Annotated in this window: 28 protein-coding genes; 10 read left to right on the top strand and 18 right to left on the bottom strand. The window is 53.8% G+C overall.

Going from position 1 to position 23,620, the window contains the following annotated elements; translation table 11 throughout:
* Positions 1–2: 2 nt before the first annotated feature.
* A complete protein-coding gene (locus WC598_RS08800) occupies positions 3–635 on the bottom strand; it encodes a flavodoxin family protein (RefSeq protein ID WP_372961116.1) in 633 nt (210 codons plus the stop codon).
* 4 nt (positions 636–639) lie between these two features.
* Positions 640–1,203, bottom strand: coding sequence for a flavin reductase family protein (locus WC598_RS08795; protein WP_372961115.1), 564 nt, complete (start codon positions 1,201–1,203; stop codon positions 640–642).
* A gap of 173 nt (positions 1,204–1,376) precedes the next feature.
* On the opposite strand from WC598_RS08795, the gene WC598_RS08790 reads away from it, so the two are divergent.
* Both WC598_RS08790 and WC598_RS08785 read left to right on the top strand, forming a co-directional pair.
* The gene (locus WC598_RS08790; RefSeq protein ID WP_372961114.1) at positions 1,377–1,763 is read left to right on the top strand and encodes a winged helix-turn-helix transcriptional regulator; all 387 of its coding nucleotides are present in this window, start codon (positions 1,377–1,379) and stop codon (positions 1,761–1,763) included.
* Between the two features lie 111 nt (positions 1,764–1,874).
* The gene (locus WC598_RS08785; RefSeq protein ID WP_372961113.1) at positions 1,875–3,044 is read left to right on the top strand and encodes a cation:proton antiporter; all 1,170 of its coding nucleotides are present in this window, start codon (positions 1,875–1,877) and stop codon (positions 3,042–3,044) included.
* On the opposite strand, the gene WC598_RS08780 is transcribed toward WC598_RS08785, so the two are convergent.
* Positions 3,038–3,496, bottom strand: a complete 459-nt coding sequence (locus tag WC598_RS08780; RefSeq protein ID WP_372961112.1) for a CBS domain-containing protein — start codon at positions 3,494–3,496, stop codon at positions 3,038–3,040. The genes WC598_RS08785 and WC598_RS08780 overlap by 7 nt on opposite strands.
* Before the next feature lie 115 nt (positions 3,497–3,611).
* Here WC598_RS08780 and WC598_RS08775 point away from each other — a divergent pair, with 115 nt between their 5' ends.
* The gene (locus WC598_RS08775; RefSeq protein WP_372961111.1) at positions 3,612–4,442 is read left to right on the top strand and encodes a pyrroline-5-carboxylate reductase family protein; all 831 of its coding nucleotides are present in this window, start codon (positions 3,612–3,614) and stop codon (positions 4,440–4,442) included.
* A 43-nt stretch (positions 4,443–4,485) separates the two neighbouring features.
* On the opposite strand, the gene WC598_RS08770 is transcribed toward WC598_RS08775, so the two are convergent.
* The gene (locus tag WC598_RS08770) at positions 4,486–5,364 is read right to left on the bottom strand and encodes a hypothetical protein (RefSeq protein WP_372961110.1); all 879 of its coding nucleotides are present in this window, start codon (positions 5,362–5,364) and stop codon (positions 4,486–4,488) included.
* Between the two features lie 303 nt (positions 5,365–5,667).
* Between WC598_RS08770 and WC598_RS08765 the strand changes: the two genes are divergently transcribed.
* Together WC598_RS08765 and WC598_RS08760 are read left to right on the top strand one after the other, a co-directional pair.
* On the top strand, positions 5,668–6,381 hold the full coding sequence (locus WC598_RS08765; RefSeq protein ID WP_372961109.1) for a DNA alkylation repair protein: 714 nt from the start codon (positions 5,668–5,670) through the stop codon (positions 6,379–6,381).
* Positions 6,382–6,493: 112 nt separating this feature from the next.
* Positions 6,494–7,861 carry a serpin family protein gene (locus tag WC598_RS08760; RefSeq protein WP_372961108.1) on the top strand — a complete coding sequence of 456 codons (1,368 nt, stop codon included), beginning with the start codon at positions 6,494–6,496 and terminating at the stop codon, positions 7,859–7,861.
* A 172-nt stretch (positions 7,862–8,033) separates the two neighbouring features.
* Here WC598_RS08760 and WC598_RS08755 read toward each other — a convergent pair whose 3' ends face one another.
* Positions 8,034–8,288, bottom strand: coding sequence for a hypothetical protein (locus tag WC598_RS08755; protein ID WP_372961107.1), 255 nt, complete (start codon positions 8,286–8,288; stop codon positions 8,034–8,036).
* 132 nt (positions 8,289–8,420) lie between these two features.
* Positions 8,421–8,840 carry a winged helix-turn-helix transcriptional regulator gene (locus tag WC598_RS08750; protein WP_372961106.1) on the bottom strand — a complete coding sequence of 140 codons (420 nt, stop codon included), beginning with the start codon at positions 8,838–8,840 and terminating at the stop codon, positions 8,421–8,423.
* 77 nt (positions 8,841–8,917) lie between these two features.
* On the opposite strand from WC598_RS08750, the gene WC598_RS08745 reads away from it, so the two are divergent.
* From WC598_RS08745 to WC598_RS08730, 4 genes are read left to right on the top strand one after another with little or no spacing between them, the layout of a single operon-like run.
* The gene (locus WC598_RS08745; RefSeq protein WP_372961105.1) at positions 8,918–9,823 is read left to right on the top strand and encodes a nitroreductase family protein; all 906 of its coding nucleotides are present in this window, start codon (positions 8,918–8,920) and stop codon (positions 9,821–9,823) included.
* 54 nt (positions 9,824–9,877) lie between these two features.
* The gene (locus WC598_RS08740) at positions 9,878–10,324 is read left to right on the top strand and encodes a hypothetical protein (RefSeq protein ID WP_372961104.1); all 447 of its coding nucleotides are present in this window, start codon (positions 9,878–9,880) and stop codon (positions 10,322–10,324) included.
* Positions 10,321–10,641 (top strand): hypothetical protein, encoded by a 321-nt coding sequence (locus WC598_RS08735; protein WP_372961103.1) that lies wholly within the window; start codon positions 10,321–10,323, stop codon positions 10,639–10,641. The genes WC598_RS08740 and WC598_RS08735 overlap by 4 nt, the downstream gene beginning before the upstream one ends.
* Positions 10,641–11,225 (top strand): DUF1673 family protein, encoded by a 585-nt coding sequence (locus WC598_RS08730; RefSeq protein WP_372961102.1) that lies wholly within the window; start codon positions 10,641–10,643, stop codon positions 11,223–11,225. Before WC598_RS08735 ends, WC598_RS08730 begins: the two co-directional genes overlap by 1 nt.
* 76 nt (positions 11,226–11,301) lie before the next feature.
* Here the strand turns inward: WC598_RS08730 and WC598_RS08725 are convergent, their stop codons facing one another.
* The 11 genes from WC598_RS08725 to WC598_RS08675 all read right to left on the bottom strand — a co-directional run bounded on the left by WC598_RS08725 (position 11,302) and on the right by WC598_RS08675 (position 21,504).
* Positions 11,302–11,673 (bottom strand): hypothetical protein, encoded by a 372-nt coding sequence (locus WC598_RS08725; protein WP_372961101.1) that lies wholly within the window; start codon positions 11,671–11,673, stop codon positions 11,302–11,304.
* Between the two features lie 119 nt (positions 11,674–11,792).
* Positions 11,793–14,000: an adenosylcobalamin-dependent ribonucleoside-diphosphate reductase gene (locus WC598_RS08720; RefSeq protein WP_372961100.1), complete on the bottom strand. Its 2,208-nt coding sequence runs from the start codon at positions 13,998–14,000 to the stop codon at positions 11,793–11,795.
* A 263-nt stretch (positions 14,001–14,263) separates the two neighbouring features.
* Complete coding sequence (gene pdxT / locus WC598_RS08715; RefSeq protein ID WP_372961099.1) at positions 14,264–14,857, bottom strand: pyridoxal 5'-phosphate synthase glutaminase subunit PdxT; 594 nt, start codon at positions 14,855–14,857, stop codon at positions 14,264–14,266.
* Positions 14,847–15,743, bottom strand: coding sequence for a pyridoxal 5'-phosphate synthase lyase subunit PdxS (pdxS, locus tag WC598_RS08710; protein WP_372961098.1), 897 nt, complete (start codon positions 15,741–15,743; stop codon positions 14,847–14,849). The genes pdxT and pdxS overlap by 11 nt, the downstream gene beginning before the upstream one ends.
* Positions 15,740–16,681, bottom strand: a complete 942-nt coding sequence (gene cbiB, locus WC598_RS08705) for an adenosylcobinamide-phosphate synthase CbiB (RefSeq protein ID WP_372961097.1) — start codon at positions 16,679–16,681, stop codon at positions 15,740–15,742. The genes pdxS and cbiB overlap by 4 nt, the downstream gene beginning before the upstream one ends.
* Positions 16,663–17,235, bottom strand: coding sequence for a hypothetical protein (locus tag WC598_RS08700; protein WP_372961096.1), 573 nt, complete (start codon positions 17,233–17,235; stop codon positions 16,663–16,665). Before WC598_RS08700 ends, cbiB begins: the two co-directional genes overlap by 19 nt.
* Before the next feature lie 11 nt (positions 17,236–17,246).
* On the bottom strand, positions 17,247–17,426 hold the full coding sequence (locus WC598_RS08695; RefSeq protein ID WP_372961095.1) for a methytransferase partner Trm112: 180 nt from the start codon (positions 17,424–17,426) through the stop codon (positions 17,247–17,249).
* A complete protein-coding gene (locus WC598_RS08690; RefSeq protein ID WP_372961094.1) occupies positions 17,423–18,436 on the bottom strand; it encodes an adenylosuccinate synthetase in 1,014 nt (337 codons plus the stop codon). Before WC598_RS08690 ends, WC598_RS08695 begins: the two co-directional genes overlap by 4 nt.
* A gap of 105 nt (positions 18,437–18,541) precedes the next feature.
* The gene (locus WC598_RS08685; protein WP_372961093.1) at positions 18,542–19,699 is read right to left on the bottom strand and encodes an aminotransferase class I/II-fold pyridoxal phosphate-dependent enzyme; all 1,158 of its coding nucleotides are present in this window, start codon (positions 19,697–19,699) and stop codon (positions 18,542–18,544) included.
* A gap of 9 nt (positions 19,700–19,708) precedes the next feature.
* On the bottom strand, positions 19,709–20,200 hold the full coding sequence (locus tag WC598_RS08680; protein ID WP_372961092.1) for an Lrp/AsnC family transcriptional regulator: 492 nt from the start codon (positions 20,198–20,200) through the stop codon (positions 19,709–19,711).
* An 11-nt stretch (positions 20,201–20,211) separates the two neighbouring features.
* Positions 20,212–21,504 (bottom strand): ORC1-type DNA replication protein, encoded by a 1,293-nt coding sequence (locus WC598_RS08675; RefSeq protein WP_372961091.1) that lies wholly within the window; start codon positions 21,502–21,504, stop codon positions 20,212–20,214.
* Between the two features lie 981 nt (positions 21,505–22,485).
* Between WC598_RS08675 and WC598_RS08670 the strand changes: the two genes are divergently transcribed.
* Positions 22,486–22,974, top strand: a complete 489-nt coding sequence (locus WC598_RS08670; protein ID WP_372961090.1) for a molybdenum cofactor biosynthesis protein B — start codon at positions 22,486–22,488, stop codon at positions 22,972–22,974.
* 117 nt (positions 22,975–23,091) lie between these two features.
* Here WC598_RS08670 and cgi121 read toward each other — a convergent pair whose 3' ends face one another.
* Positions 23,092–23,616 (bottom strand): KEOPS complex subunit Cgi121, encoded by a 525-nt coding sequence (cgi121, locus tag WC598_RS08665; RefSeq protein ID WP_372961089.1) that lies wholly within the window; start codon positions 23,614–23,616, stop codon positions 23,092–23,094.
* Between the last annotated feature and the right edge of the window lie 4 nt (positions 23,617–23,620).

The raw sequence follows: 23,620 nt of genomic DNA, 5'->3' as shown, positions 1-23,620 counted from the left end.
AGTTAGTCTCCTTTTCTCGTTCCGGGTATTCGTTCGTCAGCGTGTATCAATGGCTCTTTGGGGTGCTGCTTCATTATTGTTACGAGCCGGGCCATAGACTGCCCGACTTTCCTGGCATGGGCGATACCCTCCCCGTCCCGCTCAACATCCCCGATATCCCGCCCAATCCCGATACAGGGAAGACCGGGCACTATCATGTCGTTGGCAAGGAAGAAGTGGAGCAGAGAGTCGCAGGTGCGGCTGGCACCGGCCCGCCGTACGGCAACCGCGGCGTTCCCGACCTTGCCCGAGAAGATATGCCCGTTGGCGTATGAGACGAAACCGGCCCGGTCGATGAGCGCCTTCATCTCGGAGGTCAAATCGAGGAAATAGACGGGGGAACCCAGAATAATCCCGTCCGCCTCGATCATCTTCCGGATACAGGTGTTCACCAGGTCTTCGTCAATAACGCATTGCCGGTCCCGGTTCTCGAAACACTTCATGCAGGAGGTGCAGCCGTGGATCTTTTTCCCGCCGAGCTGGATTACCTCGGTCTCAATCCCTTCGCTCTCACATTCTTTGAGAATGTGCCGGATCAGGATGGACGTGTTCCCGTCTTTCCGGGGACTCCCGTTGATTGCAAGTATTTTTGTCATGGTATCAGCGCTGTATCAGGTTCTTCCCGGCACTCCAGGCATCGCCGGTATACTTCCCGAGCGTCCAGTAGCGGTTGTCGGGCATGGTCAGGAAGAGCGGATCAATTTCGGGGAAATCAGGCTTTTTATCCGTGATCACATCCCCGTCCGCATAAACCCCCGCAATCTCGCCGATGAAGAGCGTATGGGTCGGAAGCAGCACGCTCTGTACGAGCCTGCATTCAAACGTTACCGGGCATTCCCGGATCATGGGTGCGGTTTTCAGGGAACCATAGAACAGATCGAAAACCTGCGATTTGTCGGTTTTTTCTCCCGATACAATACCGCAGTAATCGGTCTTTTCCAGCAGATCCGAGGAGGGAATGTTCACCGAGAAGGTCTTCGTCTCCCCGATTCCTTTAACAGTGTAGTGGTTGTTGCTGATCCCGCAGGCGATCATAGGGGGATTGCCATTTGCCCGGGTAATCCAGCCCACCGCCATGAAGTTTGCTTTCCCTGCTACCTGTGTCCCGACCAGCACGACCGGCATTGGGATGAAGAAGTTGAGTCCAATCGGTATCTTTTCCATAGTTTTTTCCTCACTCCCCGCACCGGGCAGGGTGTCCTGACAGAAAACCATAAACAGACAGAATGCATACTATTCTGCGGTAAGGGTAATCTGAATCATTGCGATAAAATCTGCCTCAAGTGAATATATAGGCAATACGGTCAGATTGGTAACAAGCTTCCATTGAGGTAACTATGGTGTATACGAAAAACGGCAAGACCTATCACTGCGGTGTTGAGGCAGCACTCGACGTGATCGGCGGCAAATGGAAACCCCTCATCCTCTGGGCCCTGGGAGACAATATCCTGCGTTTCGGTGAGCTGCAGAAGGGGTTGCCGGGAGTCAATGCCAAGATGCTCACCAAACAGCTCCGCGAACTCGAGGAGGACGGGGTGATTACCCGGAAGGTCTACCCGGAAGTCCCGCCCCGGGTGGAATATTCAATCACGGATTTCGGCAGAACGCTCATCCCGATACTCCGGGAACTCTGTGTATGGGGTACGAAGTATCTCGAAGACGGGGATAACCCAACAAAGAATGACCCGTCAGCCGGCTGCCCGAAAAAACAGAACCGGAAATAGGCAAAAACGGGCAGTTCGGCGTTTGGTTTTCTCGATCGCTGCCTGAAAACACGGTGCCGGTATGCTGAAAGACACGCGCCCTTTTTTATGGGGTGTGATCCGAATACTGGTATGGATGCACTTCTGGGCATCATCATTCTCCTCGTTTCGGCAAAGGTACTCGGCGAAGTTGTCGAGTACCTGGGGTACCCGTCGCTGATAGGGGAGATCGTTGCCGGGATCCTCCTTGGCCCATCCGTTCTTGGCCTCGTGGAGATGTCTTCGGTCATCCAGTTTCTTGCCACGCTGGGAGTGATCCTCCTTCTCTTCATTACCGGTATCGAGATCAACCAGAAGATCTTCCATTCTGCACGAAAGCGGATGATTGTCACCGGGATCGTGGCGTCGGCGGTACCGTTTGTCGCAGGGTATGGTCTGTCCATTCTCCTTTCCTTAACCCAGACAGAAGCCCTCTTTGTTGCGATAATCTTCTCCCTCACGTCCATCGGAGTATCCGTCCGCACCCTGCTCGAAGAGCGGCAGCTCAACACGGATTTCGGCATGACCATTGTCGGGGCAGCCATTGTCAGCGCCATCGGCGGCATCGTGCTGTTCGGTGTCCTGTCGGCCTTTACAGCGGACGCTTCCTTTACCCACTATACGATCCTGCGCCCGCTTTTGATTGCCACGTTCTTCATCCTGGTGATATCCACTGTCGGGAAAGCCGTTTTTGGTTTCATCTTTGCCAAGGTCCAGCTCCTGGGAAACCATGCCCTCTCCTTTGCAGCGGCTTTTTCGATTGCCTGCAGTTCCGCTCTTGCCTCCCAGATGCTCGGGCTGACCTTTGTTGTCGGGGCCTTCTTTGCCGGCCTCGCCCTGAGCACCGGGATCCACGAAGATCACGATATCCACGAGACCCTCAACAATACGGCGTTCGGCATTGTCACGACCATCTTCTTTGCATCAGTCGGCCTCCTGATGTACCTCCCCTTGAAAGATCTGCTCACACCGGTAATTCTCGTCATTATCATCGTGGCCGTACTGGCAAAAATCGTCGGGGGATTCCTTGGCTCGGTCTCGTTTCTTGACAGTCGCGGCCGGGCACTCCTTGTCGGGGTCGGCATGATCCCCCGGGGGGATCTGACGCTTGCGCTCGCCCAGTCCGCCATCATCGCCGGCATGATCGCACAGCAGTTGTACACGGCAACCGTCCTGCTCGTGATCGTAACGGTTCTCGTCACGCCGTTCCTCCTTCACACCGGTATCAGGCACCTGGGGATTGACGCCGCACCCAGTCAGTGATCGTGATGAGTCAGGAAAGAGAGGATCCCGGCGAGGTTAACACAACCTACCGCACGGTTATTCTTGTCAACAACGATGAGGGAGGGAGAAAAGGAATGTTCCATGGCTTTGAGCGCGTCCAGGAGGGTTGCCGTCATTGAGATGCTGAGGGGCTCATCGGAGACCAGATCCCGGGCCGCAGATGCCGTGCTCTTCAGGAGCCGGTCAAGACCTGCGATCTGGTGGCCTTTTAAGGAGCCCGCACCGGGTGTTACGGCCGCTATTATGTCCCGGGTCGTAATAACGCCATAGACCTTTTCATCGTCGCCGATAACAAGAACCTGGTGTAAATTCGGCCGCGAAAAAAGGTCGAGAATTTCCGGAACTGGCGTCTCAGGATGGACAGATAGCGGGCAGCTCGTCATGACATCGGTAACCGGATACAGCGCGGCCCTTTGTATCACGTCATCCATGGACACGACCTCTCGTACCGCGTTATTGGGATGACAAGAGCATAACAGTATCGCTGATACCAGAGAGCCGGCACCATATCTTTTATTCCCCGGCACAGACCACAATCCGGTAACCATGACGCGCTACGGGTTCATCGGCACCGGTTCCATGGGCAGCATGCTGATCCGGCAGTTTACCAGGACAAAAACGCTCAGGCCGGAAGAGATCTCTGCGTGCAGCAGGCAGGGAATATCCGCACAGGCAGTTGCGGCCGATACGGGGATAACCGTCAAAAGTTCCCCCCGGGAAGTTGCATCGGATGCGGACGTTCTCTTCATCTGTGTCCGGCCACTGGACGTCCACAGCGTGCTCAGCGGGATTTTGGATCTTCTCTCGGAGCGGACACTCCTCATCTCGATCGCGAGCTGCGTAACCCTCGAAAACCTGAAGACCTGGGCGGGACCGGATGTTCGCTGTGTCAAGGTCATCCCGAGCCTGACTGCTGAAGAACACGCCGGCATCTCGCTCGTTGCCTGGGGCGGAGGCGTCACACCTGCCGACAGGGAACTCGTCTTTTCCCTCTTCTCAGCAATCGGGACACCAGTCGAGATCCAGGAGCAGCACTTTGAGCTGTACGCCGACCTCACCAGCTGTGCGCCAGCCCTGTTTGCGGCAATGATGCAGGAGTTTGCATCGGCCGCGGTCCGGCGGGAGGGGGTTCCTTTGGCTCTTGCAGAGTTCCTCGTGCGGCAAACGTTGATCGGAACCGCCAGGCTTCTCGAAGAGGCTGATACGGGTTTTGACGAGTTGATCGGGCGCGTGGCAACCAAAGGAGGAATCACGGAAGAGGGAGTAAAGGTTCTCGAGGGCCGACTCCCGGCAGTATACGATGAATTGCTGGAGGTTACTCTCGCAAAATATGCGCTGCTGAAGAAACAGATAGCTGACCAGGATCGTCATAAATAAGAAGAAGATCCGGTTTTAGATCCCGGTAAAACGATTACTCACGTCAGGCCCGGAGGTTCATCCATTCCAGGTCTTTTTTTCCAAAAGCGGGCGAACCTGCCTTTTCCCTCTCGGGTGCAGTTCCCGGCATGCCATCCCCGTATTCAGATGCCATCGCAGGGCTGGACTTCTCCCGGCGCTGTTCCATGAGCACTTCAATCATGTCACGATCGAGCGAGTTATCGTTGGGGGAGAGCAACCGGTTAAGGGTATACAACTCATACACGAATTCGTCAGGCCCGATCTCGTTCACGTTGCCGAGATTTTCCGGCATGAGGCGGGAGATATGCTGGATCTCCTCGGCGGTCGTCTTGGTGATATATCCCATGACGCAATAGGATTCCACTAATTGTTCGAGACGATCGTGTCCGAATTTTTTCACCCCGAATTGTATCCATCTGAAGAGATGGTAGGCCTTCTGGAGCGGGAGAGTTTCCGGGGAGTTCTTGAGAGGAGTGAGGCAGGGAGCAGATGAGCCGATCCCTGGTTCGGAAAATTCTTTTTTAGGAGGGTGAGGGGTATCAACTTTTGGTGAGAAAACAGGTTCGATGATAGCGGGATCTGCTTTTTTGAGAGGTTCTGTTTTCTCCTGGAATTCCCGTACGTCAAGTGTGGATTCGCGTGCATCAAGCGCTGCTTCACGGGCTTCCAGCGCTGCCCGGTTGTCCATGGCAGCCGGATCGATTTCTCCCTGATCACCGGAAGAAACAAGGGTGAACGGATTTCCCAGATCGTTCATCCGCTCCCTCATATCCATGAGAAGGCGCTTGATGGACGCTTTTATCAGGTCGACCTCTCGTTCGAGGTTCTCGAGCTTGACGGCCGGATCATCTCCCGATGCAGAGCTGATGATCCCATCCACGTGACTTTGATTGACCGCCATGGCTTCTCTGCTTTACCCATTGATTTGTTTTACATATAAATATATCTTTTTTAAAAAAACTATGGATTTGACTTTTTTTTGGAATTTATCCAATAATTGCGACATGATGTACTTTCATGTATAGACGCTGGAATTTAATAGTGTCCTCTCCGGTTGACGGGAAGGCCGATACACGTTTCAGAAAATCCACCAGATACACCTTCACGAACCGCGCTGTCATGAGTGGACGATTCAGGATATTTTGCATATCTCCGGAAAACGAATTTCCGTTTCCCTTATCAGGAATACCAGCCCACCCATTTTATGGATCCGGTCATAGCAAATATCCGTCAGGAACTCCAGAGTCAGGCAGACCCGGAGATCCAGAAGGCTTCCCGGCGGTTTTTCAAGGAAGAGATTATGTGTTATGGCATGAAGACCGCGACCGTAATTGCAATTGCAAAAAAGTACTGGAGGGAGATAAAGACCCGTAACAAGCAGGAGATATTCGCTCTCTGCGAGGAGTTGTACCAGTCCGGCCACATGGAGGAATCATTTATTGTCTCGGAATGGGCCCATGCACTCTCGGAACGGTACGAGAGGGAGGATCTCGCGGTATTCCGGCGCTGGATAGATACCTACATCACCAACTGGGCTTCCTGTGACGGGTTCTGCAACCACACGATGGGGGATTTCATTGAACAATACCCGGAATGCACCGAAGAACTGAAACGCTGGACGCAGTCAGAGAACCGGTGGATGCGGCGGGCGGCGGCAGTTTCGCTCATTGTTCCGGCAAAACACGGGAAATTTCTTGACGAATCCATTGCGATCGCGAACCTGCTCCTCACCGATACAGATGACCTGGTGCAGAAAGGCTACGGCTGGCTGCTCAAAGAGGCAAGCCGGAAGCACACGGACGAGATCTTCTCCTATGTGATGAAGAACAAAAAGGTCATGCCCCGGACTGCGCTGCGGTACGCAATTGAGCTGATGCCAAAGGATCTCAAGGCAGAAGCGATGAAAAAGGACTGGTAGTACCGGTTCATCCTTCCTGGAGCTTTTCCCCATATTCCTTCTCTTATTCAATAGCTGCGGAACTGTTCGCATCTATCGCCAGATATAATTCTCCCGCCATGCAATGCTTGTCATGGAGTCAAAACCAAATACGCTGTGTGTTTTTGCAGCACTTGCAGTGCTCTTCATCGTTATTGCCGGATGCACCGGGACCGCTCCAATGCAGCCCGCTTCTCTCACAGCGGAAAAAACACCGGCTGTGGATGTGAGCGATAATCGCACCAGGGTAGTTGATGAGGCCGGAGCCATAACCTTTGCAGGCACGTTTTCACCGGTCATCGGAAGTGAAAAGATCGTAACTGATGCCAACAACCGGTTTGCATTCGATCTGTATTCCCGGCTTGCACAGGATCCCAGATACGCCGGTTCCAACATCTTCTTCTCACCATTCTCCATCTCGTCGGCCCTTGCCATAACGTATGAAGGGGCCAGAAGAACAACTGCTGACGAGATCCAGACCGTATTCCACTTCCCGAAAGACGACGCCGTGCGACGTCTGGGATATGCCGGGATGTATAACGCGCTCAACAGCAGAAGTACCGGATACACGCTGCACACGGCAAACTCCCTGTGGGCCGAAAAAACCCATCCGTTCCTTTCGGAATATACCGGCATGGCACACCAGTATTATAGTGCCGATACAACGAATCTCGATTTTAACACCCAGCCGGAAGAATCCCGGATAACCATCAACCAGTGGGTGGAGAACCAGACTGAGAACAAGATCAGGAATCTTATACCGGTAGGCGGAATCACCCCGCTGACGAGACTCGTTATAACGAATGCCATTTATTTCAAAGGCACCTGGGTGAAACAGTTCGATAAGAACAAGACAGCGGATGCGGATTTCTCCATGGATTCCGGCACAAGAGTCCGGGTACCGATGATGCAGCGGACGGATAAGGACGCTGTATATCTGTACGCAGAAAACAGCGAGCTCCAGATGCTGTCAATGCCGTACGAGGATGCAGGTGGAAAGAAGCTCTCCATGCTCGTCCTTCTTCCCAAAGGAAATAACCTCACTGCCGCTGAGGCGTCCCTTGATGCAGGCCGGTTGTCCGCACTGGAACAGAAATCCGCGTCCCGGCGTGTCATGGTTTACTTCCCGAAAGTAAACCTTGAAACGGAATACCATCTGCCTGAAACGCTTACGGCTATGGGAATGCCAACAGCGTTTTCCCCATCCGCCGATTTTTCTGGCATTGATGGTACGCAGTATCTGTACATTCACGATGTGATTCACAAAACATACCTGGATGTCAATGAGGAGGGAACGGAAGCAGCAGCAGCAACGGCAGTTGTTTTCTGGGCAAAGGGTGCGGTCCAGGAGGAGCCGGTGCCCGTCTTTAAGGCCGACCACCCGTTTGTATTCCTGATCAAGGATACAGAAACCGGAAACATCCTGTTCATGGGCAGGATCACCAATCCCGGCTCCTCATAATTTTTACCGGTTCGCGGTTGTCTCGATATTCACACAACCGGCTTTTGACAATGGCAGGGTTTTGAGGGGGAAAGGTTCCGGAATTTCACACCATTCGTTCCTATAACGTTGGTATGTCTCGAAAAGAGCTTGATAAAAGAGTCACGGGTACACCGGATATCACCGGCACTCGTTATTCCATATCCCGGATATGGTGCCTGCCCCCATCCTCAAGCTGGCACGCCACTTCAGCTTTCATGGAAGCAAGGGCGTCCTGAGTGATCAGTTTCCCGGACATCACGTGAACCTCCTTTTTTCCGGTTGCGGCATTCTGTTCGTACGTGACGATGAAATCCTCATGGTTGGCCATTGCGGAAAACAGAAGGTCCGTCACGGCTTCGTGAAACGGCTTCTCGTTATTCTTCCGGCGTCCCTTCCTGATAGTCATACTTGTACGTGTATCGGTATGAATTATTAAAGATGCAGATCGGTTCCGGGTTTTTCAGCAAACCGGAACCACCGGTCTCCAGAAAAACCAGGACCGGTTTTACCCGGATCCTGAAAATTAATGTACACCGAGTCAGTGCTTCTTCTTATGCAATTTCTCATTTTTCCCCGTGGATTCTATCCCGGCAGGCAGGGTTTTTTCCTGCCCGGCAAGGTACCCGGTACCCCATACGTACAGTGCTTCCAGCACGGGAATGACAGCTCTGCCCTGCGCAGTCAGGCTGTATTCCACCCGCAGGGGAACTTCGGCAAAGACCATCCGTGTAATAAGGCCGGCCGTTTCGAGTTCCCGCAGCTGCTTGGTGAGCATCCGCGGCGTTACCTTCGGGATGTGAACGGCCAGCTCCGTGAACCGGAGGGTTCTCTCCTGGAGGTACCATATGACGAGCGGCTTCCATTTTCCTCCGATAACGGTAAGGGCGGTCTCAACAGGATCCACCGGTCCCCGGGCCGTCTCCACAGTCACTTCGCACTCATCTCCTGTGTGTTTCATGATATCACTTGAGTTACTCACTATACTCTGTGTATCTGGATGCTATTAGTATATCTGCTTCTTATTGTATAGTTGAAATGACGATAACCGCCTTCATGGCTTACGAAGCGGAAAAGGAATGCCTTTCAGACTCTGACGAGAACAAGACCTGCCAGGCCGGAGATCCGGTCACGATTGATGCAGAACTTTGCAGCGGGTGTGGCATTTGCGCAAACATCTGCCCGTACGCGATCTTGAGCAAGAGAGAGAAAGGGCTGGTTCCTTCTGTCAGCAGGGAACGGGTTGCTGCCTGTTGCCAGTGCGGCCATTGCGAGGCGGCCTGCCCGGCAGGTGCCATCTCTCTTTCCTGTCCCTGTGCAGGTCCGCTACCGGAATACTCCCGGGAACCTCCCGTCACTGCGGGCCAGCTGATGCAGCACATAGCCGGGCGCCGCTCCATTCGGCATTACACTCAGGATACGGTTCCAAAAGACGTACTTGAACAGGTTTTTTCCCTGGTACGGTATGCCCCGACCGGCATGAACCGCCAGACTGTCCACTGGCTCGTCATCCACGACCCTTCCCGCGTCCGGGAGCTGGCAGGTACAGTAATTGCATGGGCAAAGGAGATCCAGAGATCCTCTCCCGAACATCCACTGGCACCCCTCTTCCCCGTACTCACCGGGGCATGGGACCAGGGTATCGATCTCGTCTGCCATGGTGCCCCGCATCTCATCATTGCCCACGGTCACCGGGATGATCCGGCAGTATTTACCGATGCGGTAATTGCCCTCACCCACCTCGACCTTGCTGCCCCGGTGTTTCACCTGGGTACCTGCTGGGGCGGCCTGGTGCAGATCGCGTTCGAGGCATCACCGGACATCGCAGAGATGCTCGGCATACCGGAAGATCATCATCCCCTGTACGCGATGATGATCGGGTATCCCAGGTACCAGTACCTGCGGATTCCACGCCGGGATATGGCAAAGATCACATGGGGATAGGAACTGCCCAGACCTGCGCATAAATTTATTTAGTCAATATGCATATGTTGACCCATGCTTCTGCCAACGGATGAAAAGCAGTTCCTCTTCTGGACCATGAGGAGGAGCGGGATTCCCAATATCACGATCGCAACACAGCTGGGGATCTCACGGCAGGCCGTCTCGCGGGCGCTTCTCCTCATGGATGAGAGGGTTGAGTCCACCCTTAAGGAAATGGCCCACGCAAACCAGATTGCCATTGAGCGGGTTAACCCCGAGCGGGGAATTCTCCTTGGCAGATCGGTGCCGTTCCAGACGGCGGCTGTCATCTTTGTCTCGAAAAAACACGGTGTCCAGGTCTGGTACGAGCACGACGGAGACTGCGGGTCCTGCCAGCGATACACCGAATGCATTGAACTGCTCTGGGACTATGCCGACGAACTCGGTATAAAGCTGAAAAAGACGGATCATCCGACAAAGATGGCAGAAGAGCTGTTTTTAAAGGTGAAGGCACTCGCATGACCCTGACCCGCATTTCAGAGGTACTCCATGAATGGACCGGCTGGTGTCCGAACCGCGCTGCACAGAGCCACCCGCAGGTTCTGCAGGATAAGCTGAAAACCCTGTCCGGCCAACAAAAACCCCACTCCCCTCGGGCAGAGAAAACCGGAAGTCTGGAGAAGTACCCTGTCCCCGGGTGGTTCGTCAGCGTATCCATCATCGTACTTTTCGGTACATTATTCTTTGGCGGGAGCATCTACTGGCCACTCCTGGTACTTGCAATTCTCATTGCCGGCCTTGCATATTGGTATTTCCTAGTTGTCAGGAGGGCAGAATAATGCTGCAGATTGCAGAGATTGTCCGGAGGCGCCTGGGCTGGTGCCCGAACACGCAGGCACTGAAGGGACCGCGTATCTCTCCCACCACTCTGCCGGCAGGTTCGCCCGTGGTCCCGGCCGATCCCGGGACAGCGCCATCCTCACCCGGCTCTCCCCGCTACCAGCACACCCAGATCGGCACCATCCAGATCTGGGCAAGCCTGGCATCGGTGGGGGTCATCCTTCTTACCACCCTGTTCCTCGGAGGGATATGGATAACGTACGTTGTAGCAGCATTCCTCCTGATCGCGCTCGTGCTCTTCGGTTCACTGACCGTGATGGTCAGGAAAGATGATGTCCACATCCGCTTTGGCCTGTTCGGTATCGTCAGGAAGACCATCCCGCTTGGCTATGTCACTTCAGTAACCACAGTGAAAAATCCCTGGTATTACGGCTGGGGCATCCGCTGGACACCTGACGGGCCCCTCTACAATATCGCCGGTGAGGGGGGCGTCATGCTCGTTCTTGCAGACGGGAAAAAAATCCGGATAGGTTCCGACGAGCCGGAACAACTTGCAGGAGCGGTCTCCCGTGCTATCCAATAAGAAAAACGTATTTTAATAATTACCGAAAATCCTGTCTGATACCGGTTTCTTCTTTTTACCTCCCGACAGGTCCTGCTTACGGTATAGGGGCAAGACGCTGCTGGAGAAGATTCATAAGATCTTCAAGTGACCTGCACCGGTTCAGCTCATCGGTGCTGATCAGCACCGAAAGACCCCTGCGGGTCCTGACCAGTACTACGGGAAACGTCATCGCTATGCTCCCGAACTCTGCGCGGAACTCCTCCCGGTCAAGAGCCCGTGAAGGGATCTTTTGTTCCCTGATAAAGCGTTTCCATTCTTTCTTCATTCCCACCGGGCTGTAGGTGAGAGCGGACAGGTGGCAGCCCTCACTATGGGATGCCGATAAGTGATCTGAATAATTTTTGATCTGTGGCAGCACCCCGCTGTTACTGTTGCTGACAAACAGAAGAGTCTCTTCCTGGGACATGAAATGTCACTCTTTCTCTCCCGGCATATATTTTGGCAGGATGATCCGGGTTCAATCAATGAAAAAGTCATTCATACCATTCCGAAACAAATCCCAAGGTTGTGTCTGAAAAAATACCGTCAGCTGCACCCGGTCCAGCCGCAGTTCTTGCAGATTCCCTTGTTGCAGCCCTCACCGAAGTCGAGCGGCTCGTGGCAGTCGGGGCAGAGCCGTTTCTCCCCGACCTTTCTTATATCCCAGTTCTGCAGGGTGGTGATGCTCTGGTTCTTTGCCGAGAGCTCGATACAGCGTCCCACAACATCGGCACAGGAATGCCCTTCCGAGGAGGGGTTCTTGATGGAGACAATGCAGTTGACTTTTGCAAACTGCTTGACGAACTTGGTGTACGGTACCCCATTCTGGAGACCCGTGCTGATGGCACGGCCAAGTGCGCTGCTGTTCGCTTCGCAGCCCCCGCTTCCGACAGTTCTGATGAATACTTCCATGGGCTTTCCATCAAGGAGGTTCACGGTCACGTACAGGCGGCAACACCCGGACTGGCAAAGATAGGTCCTGCCGGAGAGTTCCCGCGGGCGATCGGTAGAGAACGATGGGATCTTTTCCGGTTCGTTCCTGCCGGCAACTGCAACGCCCGGTACAGGTACAGGAGCGGATTCCTTGAGAGAGAGAACCACGTCTTCCCTGCTGCCCGTCCGGTAGATGGTGATCCCCTTGAGTTTCAGGGACCAAGCCATGAGGAGAGCTTCTGCACAATCCTCCTTTGTTGCGGAGGAGGGCATGTTGACCGTCTTGCTGATGGAGGCATGGACATGTTTCTGGAATGCAGCCTGCATCAGGATATGGTCTTTCCAGCTGATGTCGAGCGCAGTCTTGAAGAGCGCCCGGAACTCCTGGGGGAGCCAGTGGAGATCCCGCACGGTCCCGGTCTCGTGGACATGGGAAATGACCTCGTCCACCTTCTTCTGGAGTACTTCTCCGGAAAGTCCCTTGCCGGCAAGAGTTGCTTTCAGTCTCCCGGAAAAGACCGGGTTCACGATAACAAACGTCTTGCCCACCGTATTTTTCCGCGTGTATGCAAACGAGAAGATCGGTTCAATCCCGCTCGAACAATTGGCAAGGAGGGAGATAGTCCCGGTGGGGGCAATCGTGGTCATCGCCGCATTTCTCATCGGGTGTTTCGTCCAGATACTCCCCTGCCAGGCCGGAAACGGCCCGAGTTTTTCTCCCCGCCTGCGAGACTCCTCCACGGCAGTCTCCGTTACGAGCAGCATGATGCGCTCGCACCAGGCTCTTCCCTCAGCGGAATCATAGGCCAGGCCCGCCATAAGGAGTGCATCATGCACGCCCATGAGGCCAAGGCCGATCTTCCGGGTCTTCAGGGTGGCTTCCCGTATCTGCGGGATTGGGAAGACATTGCGTTCGATGACAAGGTCGAGGAACCGGGTAGCCATGCGGGCCGTCTCTTTCAGCTCATTCTCATCAAGGGTCCCGTTGTGGATGCAGGCCGCGAGGTTGATGCTGCCAAGCACGCAGCTCTCATAGGGAAGGAGAGGCTGTTCGCCACAGGGATTCGTGGTATCGATCTCACCGAGCTGCGGCGTTGGGTTGTGCCGGTTGATCTCATCGTAAAACAGGATCCCCGGTTCCCCGTTCTTCCAGATACCGTCAACAATGCCATCCCAGATCTGTCCGACGGTTACATTCTCCCCCGTGTGCGGGTGGGTGATCCAGACCGTCTCAAACTGCTTGCGGGAAACAAGATCCATGAACTTGTCATTGACCAGAATCGAGATGTTGAAGTTTGAAAACTCGCCTTCCTTTGTCTTGGCTGCGATGAACGGCAGAATATCGGGATGCCAGACATTGAGGATCCCCATGTTCGCCCCCCGGCGGCGACCTCCCTGTTTGATGACCTCGGTTGCGGCATTGAAGACCCGCATGAACGAGACAGGGCCCGAGGCAACACCATCCGTTGACTGGACGGGCGATCCCTCAGGACGCAGGCGCGAGAAATTATACCCGGTTCCGCCGCCGGTCTTGTGGATGATCGCCCCCTGCTTCATCGCATCGAAGATCCCGTCAATCGAGTCCGGGACCGGCAGGGTGAAGCAGGCGGAGAGCTGGCCGATCTCTGTACCGGCATTCATCAGGGTCGGGGAGTTGGGGAGAAAACGCAGGGACTGCATGGCCTCAAAAAAGCGGGCTTCTTCTTCCCTGTCATCGGCAAGCGCCGATGCAACGCGGCGGCAGATGTCCTCAAACGAACGTTCCCCCTTCCGGAGGTAGCGGGCAGAGAGGATGCTGTCAACAACGGATGGTGCACTCATGGGTATATCAGATCCAATCCTTTTTCTATGTTTTTCCGAGGGCAGATGGCGATCCGGAACACCCTTTTTCTCTGAGAAAATGCGTATGGGTGTTGGGCCAGTTTCTGTATCTTCTCTTGTGAGTGGTATCCCGTAGTTAAAAACGGTTTCCAATCAGGCATTTCGGCTTTTTCAAGGTTCCGGTTCCCGGAAAAACCGGCAAGAAAAATGATCAGCTGGAAGTGGGATATCAACTCACGAAAAACCCATTATCATCGGGTGTTTCAGGTAATTCCAATCCCTTTCAGAAACTGCTCATGAAGCCGGGTGTCCTCTCCCAGCTCGGGATGAAACGAGAAGGCCATGTGCGGGCCTTTTTTTACGGCAACGATACCCTGGTCAACCGATGAGAGAACCGTAACACCAGGGCCGGCCCGGGTAACTACCGGGGCACGGATGAAGATCGCGTGGAACGGACGCCCGTCAAGACCCTCAATAGCAAGATCAGCTTCAAAGGATTCCCGCTGCCGGCCAAACGCGTTCCGGTCAACCGTCATATCCATAAGGCAAAGCGGGTGAACCCGCGGGTCAGCTACTTCGGATGCCATCAGGACCATCCCGGCGCAGGTGGCAAAGATGCCACCCTTGAACTCCCGTATCGGTTCAAAAAGCCCGTTCTTATCAATGAGCCGGGATATGGTAGTTGATTCCCCACCGGGAATCGCAAGGGCATGGCATTCTTCAAGATCCGCAGGGCTCCTCACCTCAAAGACCTCGGACGAGGGGCCGTACCCCATCCGTTCGAGCGCCAGAAGGAACGCGTCGATATGTTCGCTTACATTCCCTTGCAGCGCAAGGACCCCGATCCTAGCGTCCACGGGTCTGGAGCACCTCGTCATCGCGGAGCGTGTGGATGTCCAGGCCGGGCATCGCATCGCCAAGACCCGTGCTGACCTTTGCGATCACGGTGGCGTCATCGAAGTGGTTGACCGCTTCGACGATCGCTTTTGCCATCCGCTCGGGTTCGGAAGATTTGAAGATACCGGATCCCACAAAGACACCATCGGCACCCAGCTGCATCATGAGAGCTGCATCTGAAGGTGTGGCAATCCCGCCAGCTGAGAAATTCACAACCGGCAGCCGGCCGCGCTCGGCGCATTCGATGACCAGTTCTGCCGGGGCTTCGATCTCCCGGGCATAGTCGACCATCTCCTGCTTGTCGAGGCCGCGGAGCAACCGGATCTCACCCATGATCGTGCGCATGTGCCGGACCGCTTCAACAACATTGCCGGTACCTGCCTCTCCCTTGGTCCGGATCATCGCTGCTCCCTCGTTGATCCTGCGGAGGGCTTCGCCAAGATCGCGGGCGCCGCAGACAAAGGGAACCTTGAACTGTGTCTTATCGATATGGTATTGTTCATCGGCGGGTGTCAGGACTTCGCTCTCGTCGATCATATCAACGCCGAGGACCTCGAGCACCTGCGCTTCCACGAAATGGCCGATCCGCACCTTTCCCATGACCGGGATCGAGACCGCGCCGATAATCTCAGTTACCTTCTGGGGATCTGCCATGCGGGCAACCCCGCCCGCCTTCCGGATATCTGACGGAACCCGTTCAAGTGACATGACTGCGACGGCACCAGCTTCTTCGGCAATTGTTGCCTGCTCGGCATTCACGACATCCATGATGACGCCCCCCTTCTGCATGGATGCAAAGCCGCGCTTGAGAAGCTCAGTGCCAAATCTCAGTTCTTCCAGTTTCATATGTATGTACTATTGATCAAGGATCCCAATAAAAACAGTGCGCAACAGGCAAAGATGACAAACATCAGGGTAACCGCCCGGGTAGCCCGGAGGATATCCGCGCCCCCCTCGTCAAGGGTCCGTTCACCATCCCCGATCGTATAAAAACCCGGCTTCTCGAACCGGATTCCAATCCCGCCCGCCATGGCAGCCATGACAATACCACCATTGAAGCCGGGGCGCTTGTACCCGTCCCTCCGCATTGTTCTCCATGCAGGGCCGGACCTCCCTTTCAGGGCAAACCAGATAAGTAGGAGCAGGACCGTGATCCGGGCGGGGATAAAGTTGAGGACATCATCCATTCGCGCCGGGCACCAGCCGATCCGTACGCGTTCATCCCGGTACCCGAGCATCGCATCCATGGTATTGGCAGCCCGGTAAACCGCTGCCCCGGGAAGGCCGAAGACGACAAAGAACGAGAGTGGGGAGATGATACTGTCCGTTAAATTTTCTGTCATGGATTCGTAACCCGCAGAAAGGATATGCTCCCGGTCAAGGGAAGCCGTATCGCGGGAGACCAGGAATTTTACTTTCTCCCGGCCGTTCTCGACCCCGTCTTTTACCGCTTCCACAACCGCAAGTGTGTGCTCCTCAAGGGACCTCCAGGCAAAACAGCACTTCAGCAGGAAAGGGGCGAGGATCAGGTACACGTACCATGGCACAAGAGCCGAGAAGAGGAAGAACGGCAGAGTAAACAGGACAGCTGTCAGAAACCAGAAGAGAACCCCAACAGTCCGCTGCCACCTGGGGGAATAGGAGGCGGGGTTTCCCCACCACCCGATGAACCGCCCGAGCAGGGCAACGGGATGACAGGGCGAGTGGGGATCCCCGATAAGGCGGTCCACGAGCAGTGCGGCACACAGTACGACTGCGGTGAGCACTAATCCTGGCGGTACCATGTGTAGAGTGCCCCTACAATCAGGATAATAAACGATGCGATATTGAGAAGCTCAATGTCGGTATAAAACCATGATGTATAGAGGATAAGGGAAATCCCCATCAGGATCATCAGGAGATGGGGGCGGCCGTGCGCTACCGGGTGGAGGGGCATCTCTTCCTGCACCACGGGTCTCAGGTGGGACGGGTGAACAACCTGAACCTGCGTTATGGTCTTGACCACGCCATAGCCAGCAATAATCTCCAGGTCAAAAGAGCCTTCCTCACCGTCTTTCCGGATTGGTATCGTGAGGGTGGATTCATCGACGACATACAGGTTCTCGTGGAAAAAATCCGTATACATCGATGCATTGGATGAAGAGACGGTGATGTGGATGGGGGCGCCCCGGTTGATGAATTTCAGCACGAGCTTGTCGCCGCACTCGGCCGAAATCCTGCCACGCGGAAGATCGATCGAATTGATACCACTCCGGTTGAGGTTAATCTCATAACCGTGCCCGTCTTCCCCCCGCACAGTCAGACTGATCAATGCTGACAGGGCGAGCGGGAGACTCATGGCGGTACCTCTTAATTGGATGTCTGGGGGAGGAGGTTGGGAATCCCATCGTGGATGGGATACTCAACGCTGCAGGCAGCGCAGTGCAGTCCGCCTTCGAGAATCTCTTTCTCATTCTCCTTGTCGACACGGAGGGTAAGATCCCCTTTGCAAACCGGGCAACAAAGGATATCCATAAGGGAATGCTTCATACGAGCTCTTCCCGCAAATCAATGATCTGGGTGATCTCGGGACCGGTGGATATCAGGGTAATGGGGCTGCCAATGTCGTCTTCAGCCTGCTTGAGGAAATCTTTTGCTTTCTTCGTGAGCTTGGAATATTCGGTAACGCCAAAACAGGCCTCATCTACGCGATCAATACCGGTGATGGCTGCCTGGGTGCACCCGTTGATCATTGCTGAATAGCGTGCCATGCTGCCATCCCAGCCACCGATCCGGCGCTTCCGGTGGGTAACGGTCCCGAACTCCTGAATACCCATGGCATCGGATTTCTCGAATGTCATTTCGGTGGAAAACGGGCCTTCCCCGACACGGGTCGGGTAAGCCTTGAAAACGACGATGACGTCATCGATTTTTGTCGGACCCACACCGTTGTCCGCTGCTATCTGCGAGGCGGATGTGTCCTTGCTGGTCACAAAGGGATAGGTGCCGTAATAGAGGGAGATCCCAAAACCCTGCGTGCCTTCGAGCAGTATGGTGCTGCCTTTCTTGAGCTCGTCGTCAATTGCCTTCGGGACATCAAGCAGGTACTCGGCAAGCTCGGGAACGTCCTTGGCCTGCGGGGAGACCCGCATAACGCGGTCAGAGTTGGCCGGCCCGCAACCGGACCCGGTGCTGCCGATCTTTTTTGAGAGGTGGGCACTTCCCTTGTCCCGAGCGATATGATCCTCGGTTATGATACCGCAGCGCTTGTCAACAAAAACGCGGCCCTTGACATCCAGCATTTCAACTTCGTGTTTGAGGACTCTCGGGTCGACCAGCACGCCACTGCCGATACAGAGTTTGGCCTCCTTGTACACGAAACCTGACGGAACCATGCGGACGCCATATTCCTTGGTTCCAACCTGAACAGTGTGTCCGGCATTCGGACCTACACCGCCACGGGAGATGATTACGGGTTTGTCCTTGTAGGCAATGTGAGCAACAACCTTGCCCTTCCCCTCATCCCCAAAAAATCCACCAACGATGATTGAGCAACTCATTGTGTTTCATGTAGTATTGGTCAAGTTCCAAAATAAAGTATCCCTCAGGATCTGATATCATGAAAAAAAAGAAAAAAAATGCGGAAAGGCAGGTCAGACAGGGAGTCAAAGTTCCTGCATGAACAGCTCCATTCTCCTGAGAGCTTCGCTGAGCTGTTTCCGGGAAACCGCATACGCGCACCGGATGTGGTCTTCCCCACCGGCACCAAAGACGCTGCCCGGGACAACTGCCACCCGCTGTTCCTTTAACAGGCGCTCGGCGAATTCCACATCCGAAAGCCCGGTCTCTTTCACTGAGGGGAAGGCATAGAACGCACCCTCCGGGACATGGCAGGAGAGGCCGATGCGGTTGAGACCGGTAATGAACATGTTGCGCCGGAGACGGTACTCGTTGACCATGCTGTTCTTCTCATCTTCCGAAGACCTCAACGCTTCGAGAGCCCCGACCTGCCCCATCACCGGGGCGCAGAGCATCACGTACTGGTGGATCTTCAGCGCTGCGTCACAGAGCTTCTTGGGAGCGCAGAGATACCCGATACGCCAGCCGGTCATAGCATAGGCCTTGGAAAACCCGTTGAGCGTAATTGTCCTATCGTGGAGATCGCTGATAGCTGCCGCAGAGAAGTGGCGTTTATCGTACGTCAGTTCCGAATACACTTCATCGCTGATGAGGAGAAGGTCATGATCGATTACCAGATCAGCAACCGCCTTGAGATCGCATTCGTCCATGACTCCACCGGTCGGATTGTTCGGAAAATTGATGATCAGCGCCTTGGATTTCTTCGTGATCTGTTCTGCCAGCAGATCGGGATTCAGCTTGAAATGATCCTTTTCCGTACACCGCACAGGTACGGCTTTTCCCCCGGCAAGGGTGACGCAGGGGCCGTACGAGACATAGCTTGGCTGGGCAATGAGAATCTCGTCACCCGGATCCGTGACCGCCCGTATGGCAATATCGAGACCTTCCGATACCCCGGTTGTGATGATGATCTCGTCATCCCCGCTGTACTGAAGCTGGTAGTACTTGGCGAGGTGGCGCGAGAGGGCATCGCGCAGGGACTGGAGGCCCTTGTTCGAGGTATATGACGTGGTTCCCTGTTCTATGGAATAAATGCTCGATTCGCAGATGTTCCACGGTGTGCGGAAGTCAGGCTCGCCGACGCCAAGGGAGACCACATCCTCCATGGTGAGGACAAGATCGAAAAACTTCCTTATACCGGACGGAGGGATCTCCCGGGCACGCTCTGAGATAAAGTCACGCATCTTCCCGCCTCAGAAACTATAGGGAAGACGTTCGGTCTCCGGTTGTTCAAAGAGCGCGTTGCCGTTCTCCTTGTAGGATTTCATGACGATATGGGTTGCCGTCTCGCGGATGCGGTCCATGGGAGCAACGTGCTCGGAAACAAACCGTGACACTTCCTGCATGTTCTTGCCGGTCACGATCAGCTGGAGGTCATATGTCCCGGTCATCAGACGCAGGGTCCTGACCTGCCGGAAGCGGGAGAGCCGCTCGGCAATGCGATCATACCCGAAATCCCGCTCCGGGCTTACCTTGAGTTCGATGATGGCAGAGACCTCGCCGTTGCCAGCCTTCTCCCAGTTAATCACGGTGGAATACCGCATGATAACCTGAGCAGCTTCCAGAGCATGTACCCGTGCCTCAACCTCGGCTGCCGCGAGGCTGGTCATGGTCGCAATTTCTTCTGCTGAGAGCCGGCTGTTCTCCTCGAGAATACGGAGGAGTTCGAGATCTTTTTCATCCATTCTCTTTCACCTTACCTGAACCAGGTTTTCAACCATTTTGCTTCCATCTGGGACACGTCGAGATTCTTGAGTCCGTTGAGCCTTTGATCCTTGAGTACAACTTCGCGGATCTTGGCTGTGTTGGAATCGAACCACATCTCTTTAGTCCTGCCATAGCGCCCGCGGCTTACCACCCGGGTGTTGATCACACCGAGCATGTTCAGCTCGGAGATGAGATCGGTGATCCTCCGGTGGGTAAGCACATCAAGCTCGATGGTGGGGGCAATGTCCTGATATATACGTGAGACTTCCCCGCTCGTAAAGATATTCTGTCCCAGCTGTTCGAGAATGAGCATGGAATAGAGGATCAGTTTGCTCTGGGTAGGAAGTGTGGCAATGCACTCTATCATGCTGTCGGTCTCGATCTTGGCCTGGGCAGATTTGACATGCTCCACCGTCACCTGGGTGGATTCGTCGCGGTCAGCAAGTTCTCCGGAGATCCTGAAGAGATCAAGGGCACGCCTTGCATCCCCGTGCTCCTGGGCGGCAAGGGCCGAACAGAGGGGGATAACCCCTTCGGCAACCGCACTGGGCATGAATGCCCCTTCGGCACGCTGGGCAAGGATATCGACAAGCTGCGGCGCATTGTACGGCGGGAAGACAATCTCTTCTTCAGAGAGGGAGGAGAGAACCCTGGGGTCAAGGAAGTCCTTGAAGCTTAAGTCATTGGAGATACCGATAATACTCACTTTGGAATTCTTCAAGTCGGAGTTGATCCGGGTTAGGTTATAGAGCGTGTCATCCCCGCTTTTCTTGACGAGCTTGTCAATTTCATCGAGGACAATGATAAGGACCCCTCCTCCCGCCTCCAGCTGGTTCTTCAGCTCGGCATACACCTGATCGGTGGGCCACCCGGTCATCGGGATGTGAGTACGGGTCTTATCGCTTCCAATCTCATCAACCACATCAAGGCACTTGGCGATCTGTGCAAGCACCCGGTACTGGGTATCGATAACTTCACAGTTGAGATGGACCGTCCGGCAGAGAGTTCCCATCTTGCTGCTTGCCTTTTCGAGTTCGGATCCGACATACCTGACGCAGGCGGTTTTACCGGTCCCGGTCTTGCCGTAAATCAGGATATTGGAGGGAGTTTCATTCCGGAGTGATGGTGCCAGGATGGAGGCCACCTCATCGATCTGCGGTTTACGGTGGGGCAGAATCTGGGGACGGTAGGAGTGCCGGAGCACCTCGCGATCCTTAAAAATCCGGTTATTACTCAGATATTTTTTGAATAGTCCGGTGGAGGGGTCTTCTGGTTCAGGCATGGTTACACTATGGAGCTGAGCATTAGCGGGATGAGGCAAAAAAACGATCGGTTTCCCCGGTTTATATACCCCTTTATTTCCAGTGGAAAACACCTGAATTTTCAATTAAATGTAAAATAATGACTGATCCGGGTTTTTACCAGTTCAAATATTTCTTCCGGTAAATCCACAGATTTCCAAGGATAATCCGCAATTTCTTGTATTTGGGTTAATTATCCACTGAAGTTTTTCTCTATGACAATTCATGGGGGGGACCCCTTTGTTTCGTGTGGAACAATTTCAAAACTGACTGTTTTGAAATATAATAAAGTAAAAAAAACTGAGCCATTCAATTATTTACATTTAATAGTATATAAAATGTTTTAAAGATTAAAAATGTAATTTAAAATTTAAATTCAAAATCTCGAAAGAATTTTCGTTAAAGCCCAAAAACAAGGAAAAAAGTTCCAAAGGAAATGAGGGGGTGTGGTCCTGACAGGTTAAAGGCTACTGGAAGATATTACCGGTTTAGAATTTCCATTCGTTTTTACCCAAAAAAATCTCATTCAATCTCCGGCAAAAAATTTTCAATCACCCCTTCACCCCCTGCTCATAAATTTTCAATCGCACCTTGATTGCATTTTTTGGAGGGTCTTCTCGGAGAATTAAAATTTTTGTAGCATGTACTTGCCGATTGTCGGATAATTATCCGATTATCACCTCATTAACTGACACCCCGTGATCGCGATTGGAATTTTTTAACCGGGGTCTGCCATGAAAAAGTGCCTTGGAAATGTGCACTAACAGAATTGGGTACTATGGATCAGACAGCCTGAATTATATATTCACCTTTGTCCATATGTTTCGTTGTTCCTCCTCACGAGGAGAAGGATTTTTTTACCTGCGCTGTTACCGGTTGGTAAGCAAAACACAATGCAAGGGTCTGAAATTTCCGCACACATCAAAATTCTCATTACATTGTACCGGTAAGATACAGGTATCATGAATAAGGACCATGTTCGGCCGTTTCCGATATCAGCAGCGGTCATAACGGTATCCAGCAGCCGGGTACCTGACACCGATACCAGCGGGGCAACCATAAAAAAACTGCTTGCCGGGCAGGATATTCCCGTCGGGTACTATGCTATTATTCCTGACCGTATTGATGCAATCCGGGATGCGTTATTTGCAGCACTCAAGACAACGAACTGTATTATCATCAACGGCGGCACCGGTCTTACATTTGATGACTGCACAATTGAAGCCGTCTCCCCCCTTCTTGATAAGAAGATGGACGGCTTTGGGGAGCTATTCCGGATGAAGAGTCTTGATCAGATCGGGACTTCATCCATGTTATCGAGAGCTATTGCAGGTATCATTTCCGGGAAGGCTGTGTTCTGTATTCCCGGGTCCACTCCTGCGGTCACCCTGGCAACAACAGAACTGATCCTGCCTGAGATAACGCATATACTCAGTCATGCCAACCGGTAAGATCTTTTTTTCTGTACCGGAATACTCTGCTCCTGTCTTTTCCGGGGTAATCTCTTGAGGAGTCCCGGGATTACGATGCGATGAGTACGTTTATGAAAAAAGATCCGCGAATATCTGTTATCGCATGACATCCAGCAGGGCTACCCGCTCGAGGACGAGATCCATAAACCGGCTCTCATCCTTCAGCGTCAGGAGCTCTTTTGAGGAGATATCGAAGAGCTTCATGAGACGTGCCTGTCGTTCCGGATCGATCCAGTTCCAGGAATCCCCGGATACGAATTCCATGACCGGTCTGAGTTCAGTAAAGACCTCTTCGCAGGGGCCCGGGCAACAGCAGACCCAGAGCCGGTTATTCCCCTCATGAATGCCAAACGATGCACCTATGCTGCACTGCCGGGATCCTGCAGCATAGAGGAGTGCCTCCATCTCCAGGGTATTGGAGATTGCTCTACCTTCCCGGAACGACCGGATGGCATGATCGAGGGCTGCCATCACATGTTTTATGCCAACGAGCATATCCGCATTAAAACAGATGATATGGGTGTTATGCGCTTCTGCAACTGCCCTGATCGCTTCAAGAAAAACTGCCCGGTCCGCGATGGCGCAGGTTGCCGCCCGTATATCTCCATTTGCTGTAGTCATACCC

Source organism: Methanoregula sp. (genome assembly GCF_041645475.1).
Lineage (GTDB): Archaea > Halobacteriota > Methanomicrobia > Methanomicrobiales > Methanospirillaceae > Methanoregula.
Note: the sequence above shows the minus strand (reverse complement) of the source record. Positions and strands in the feature narration are given on the sequence as shown.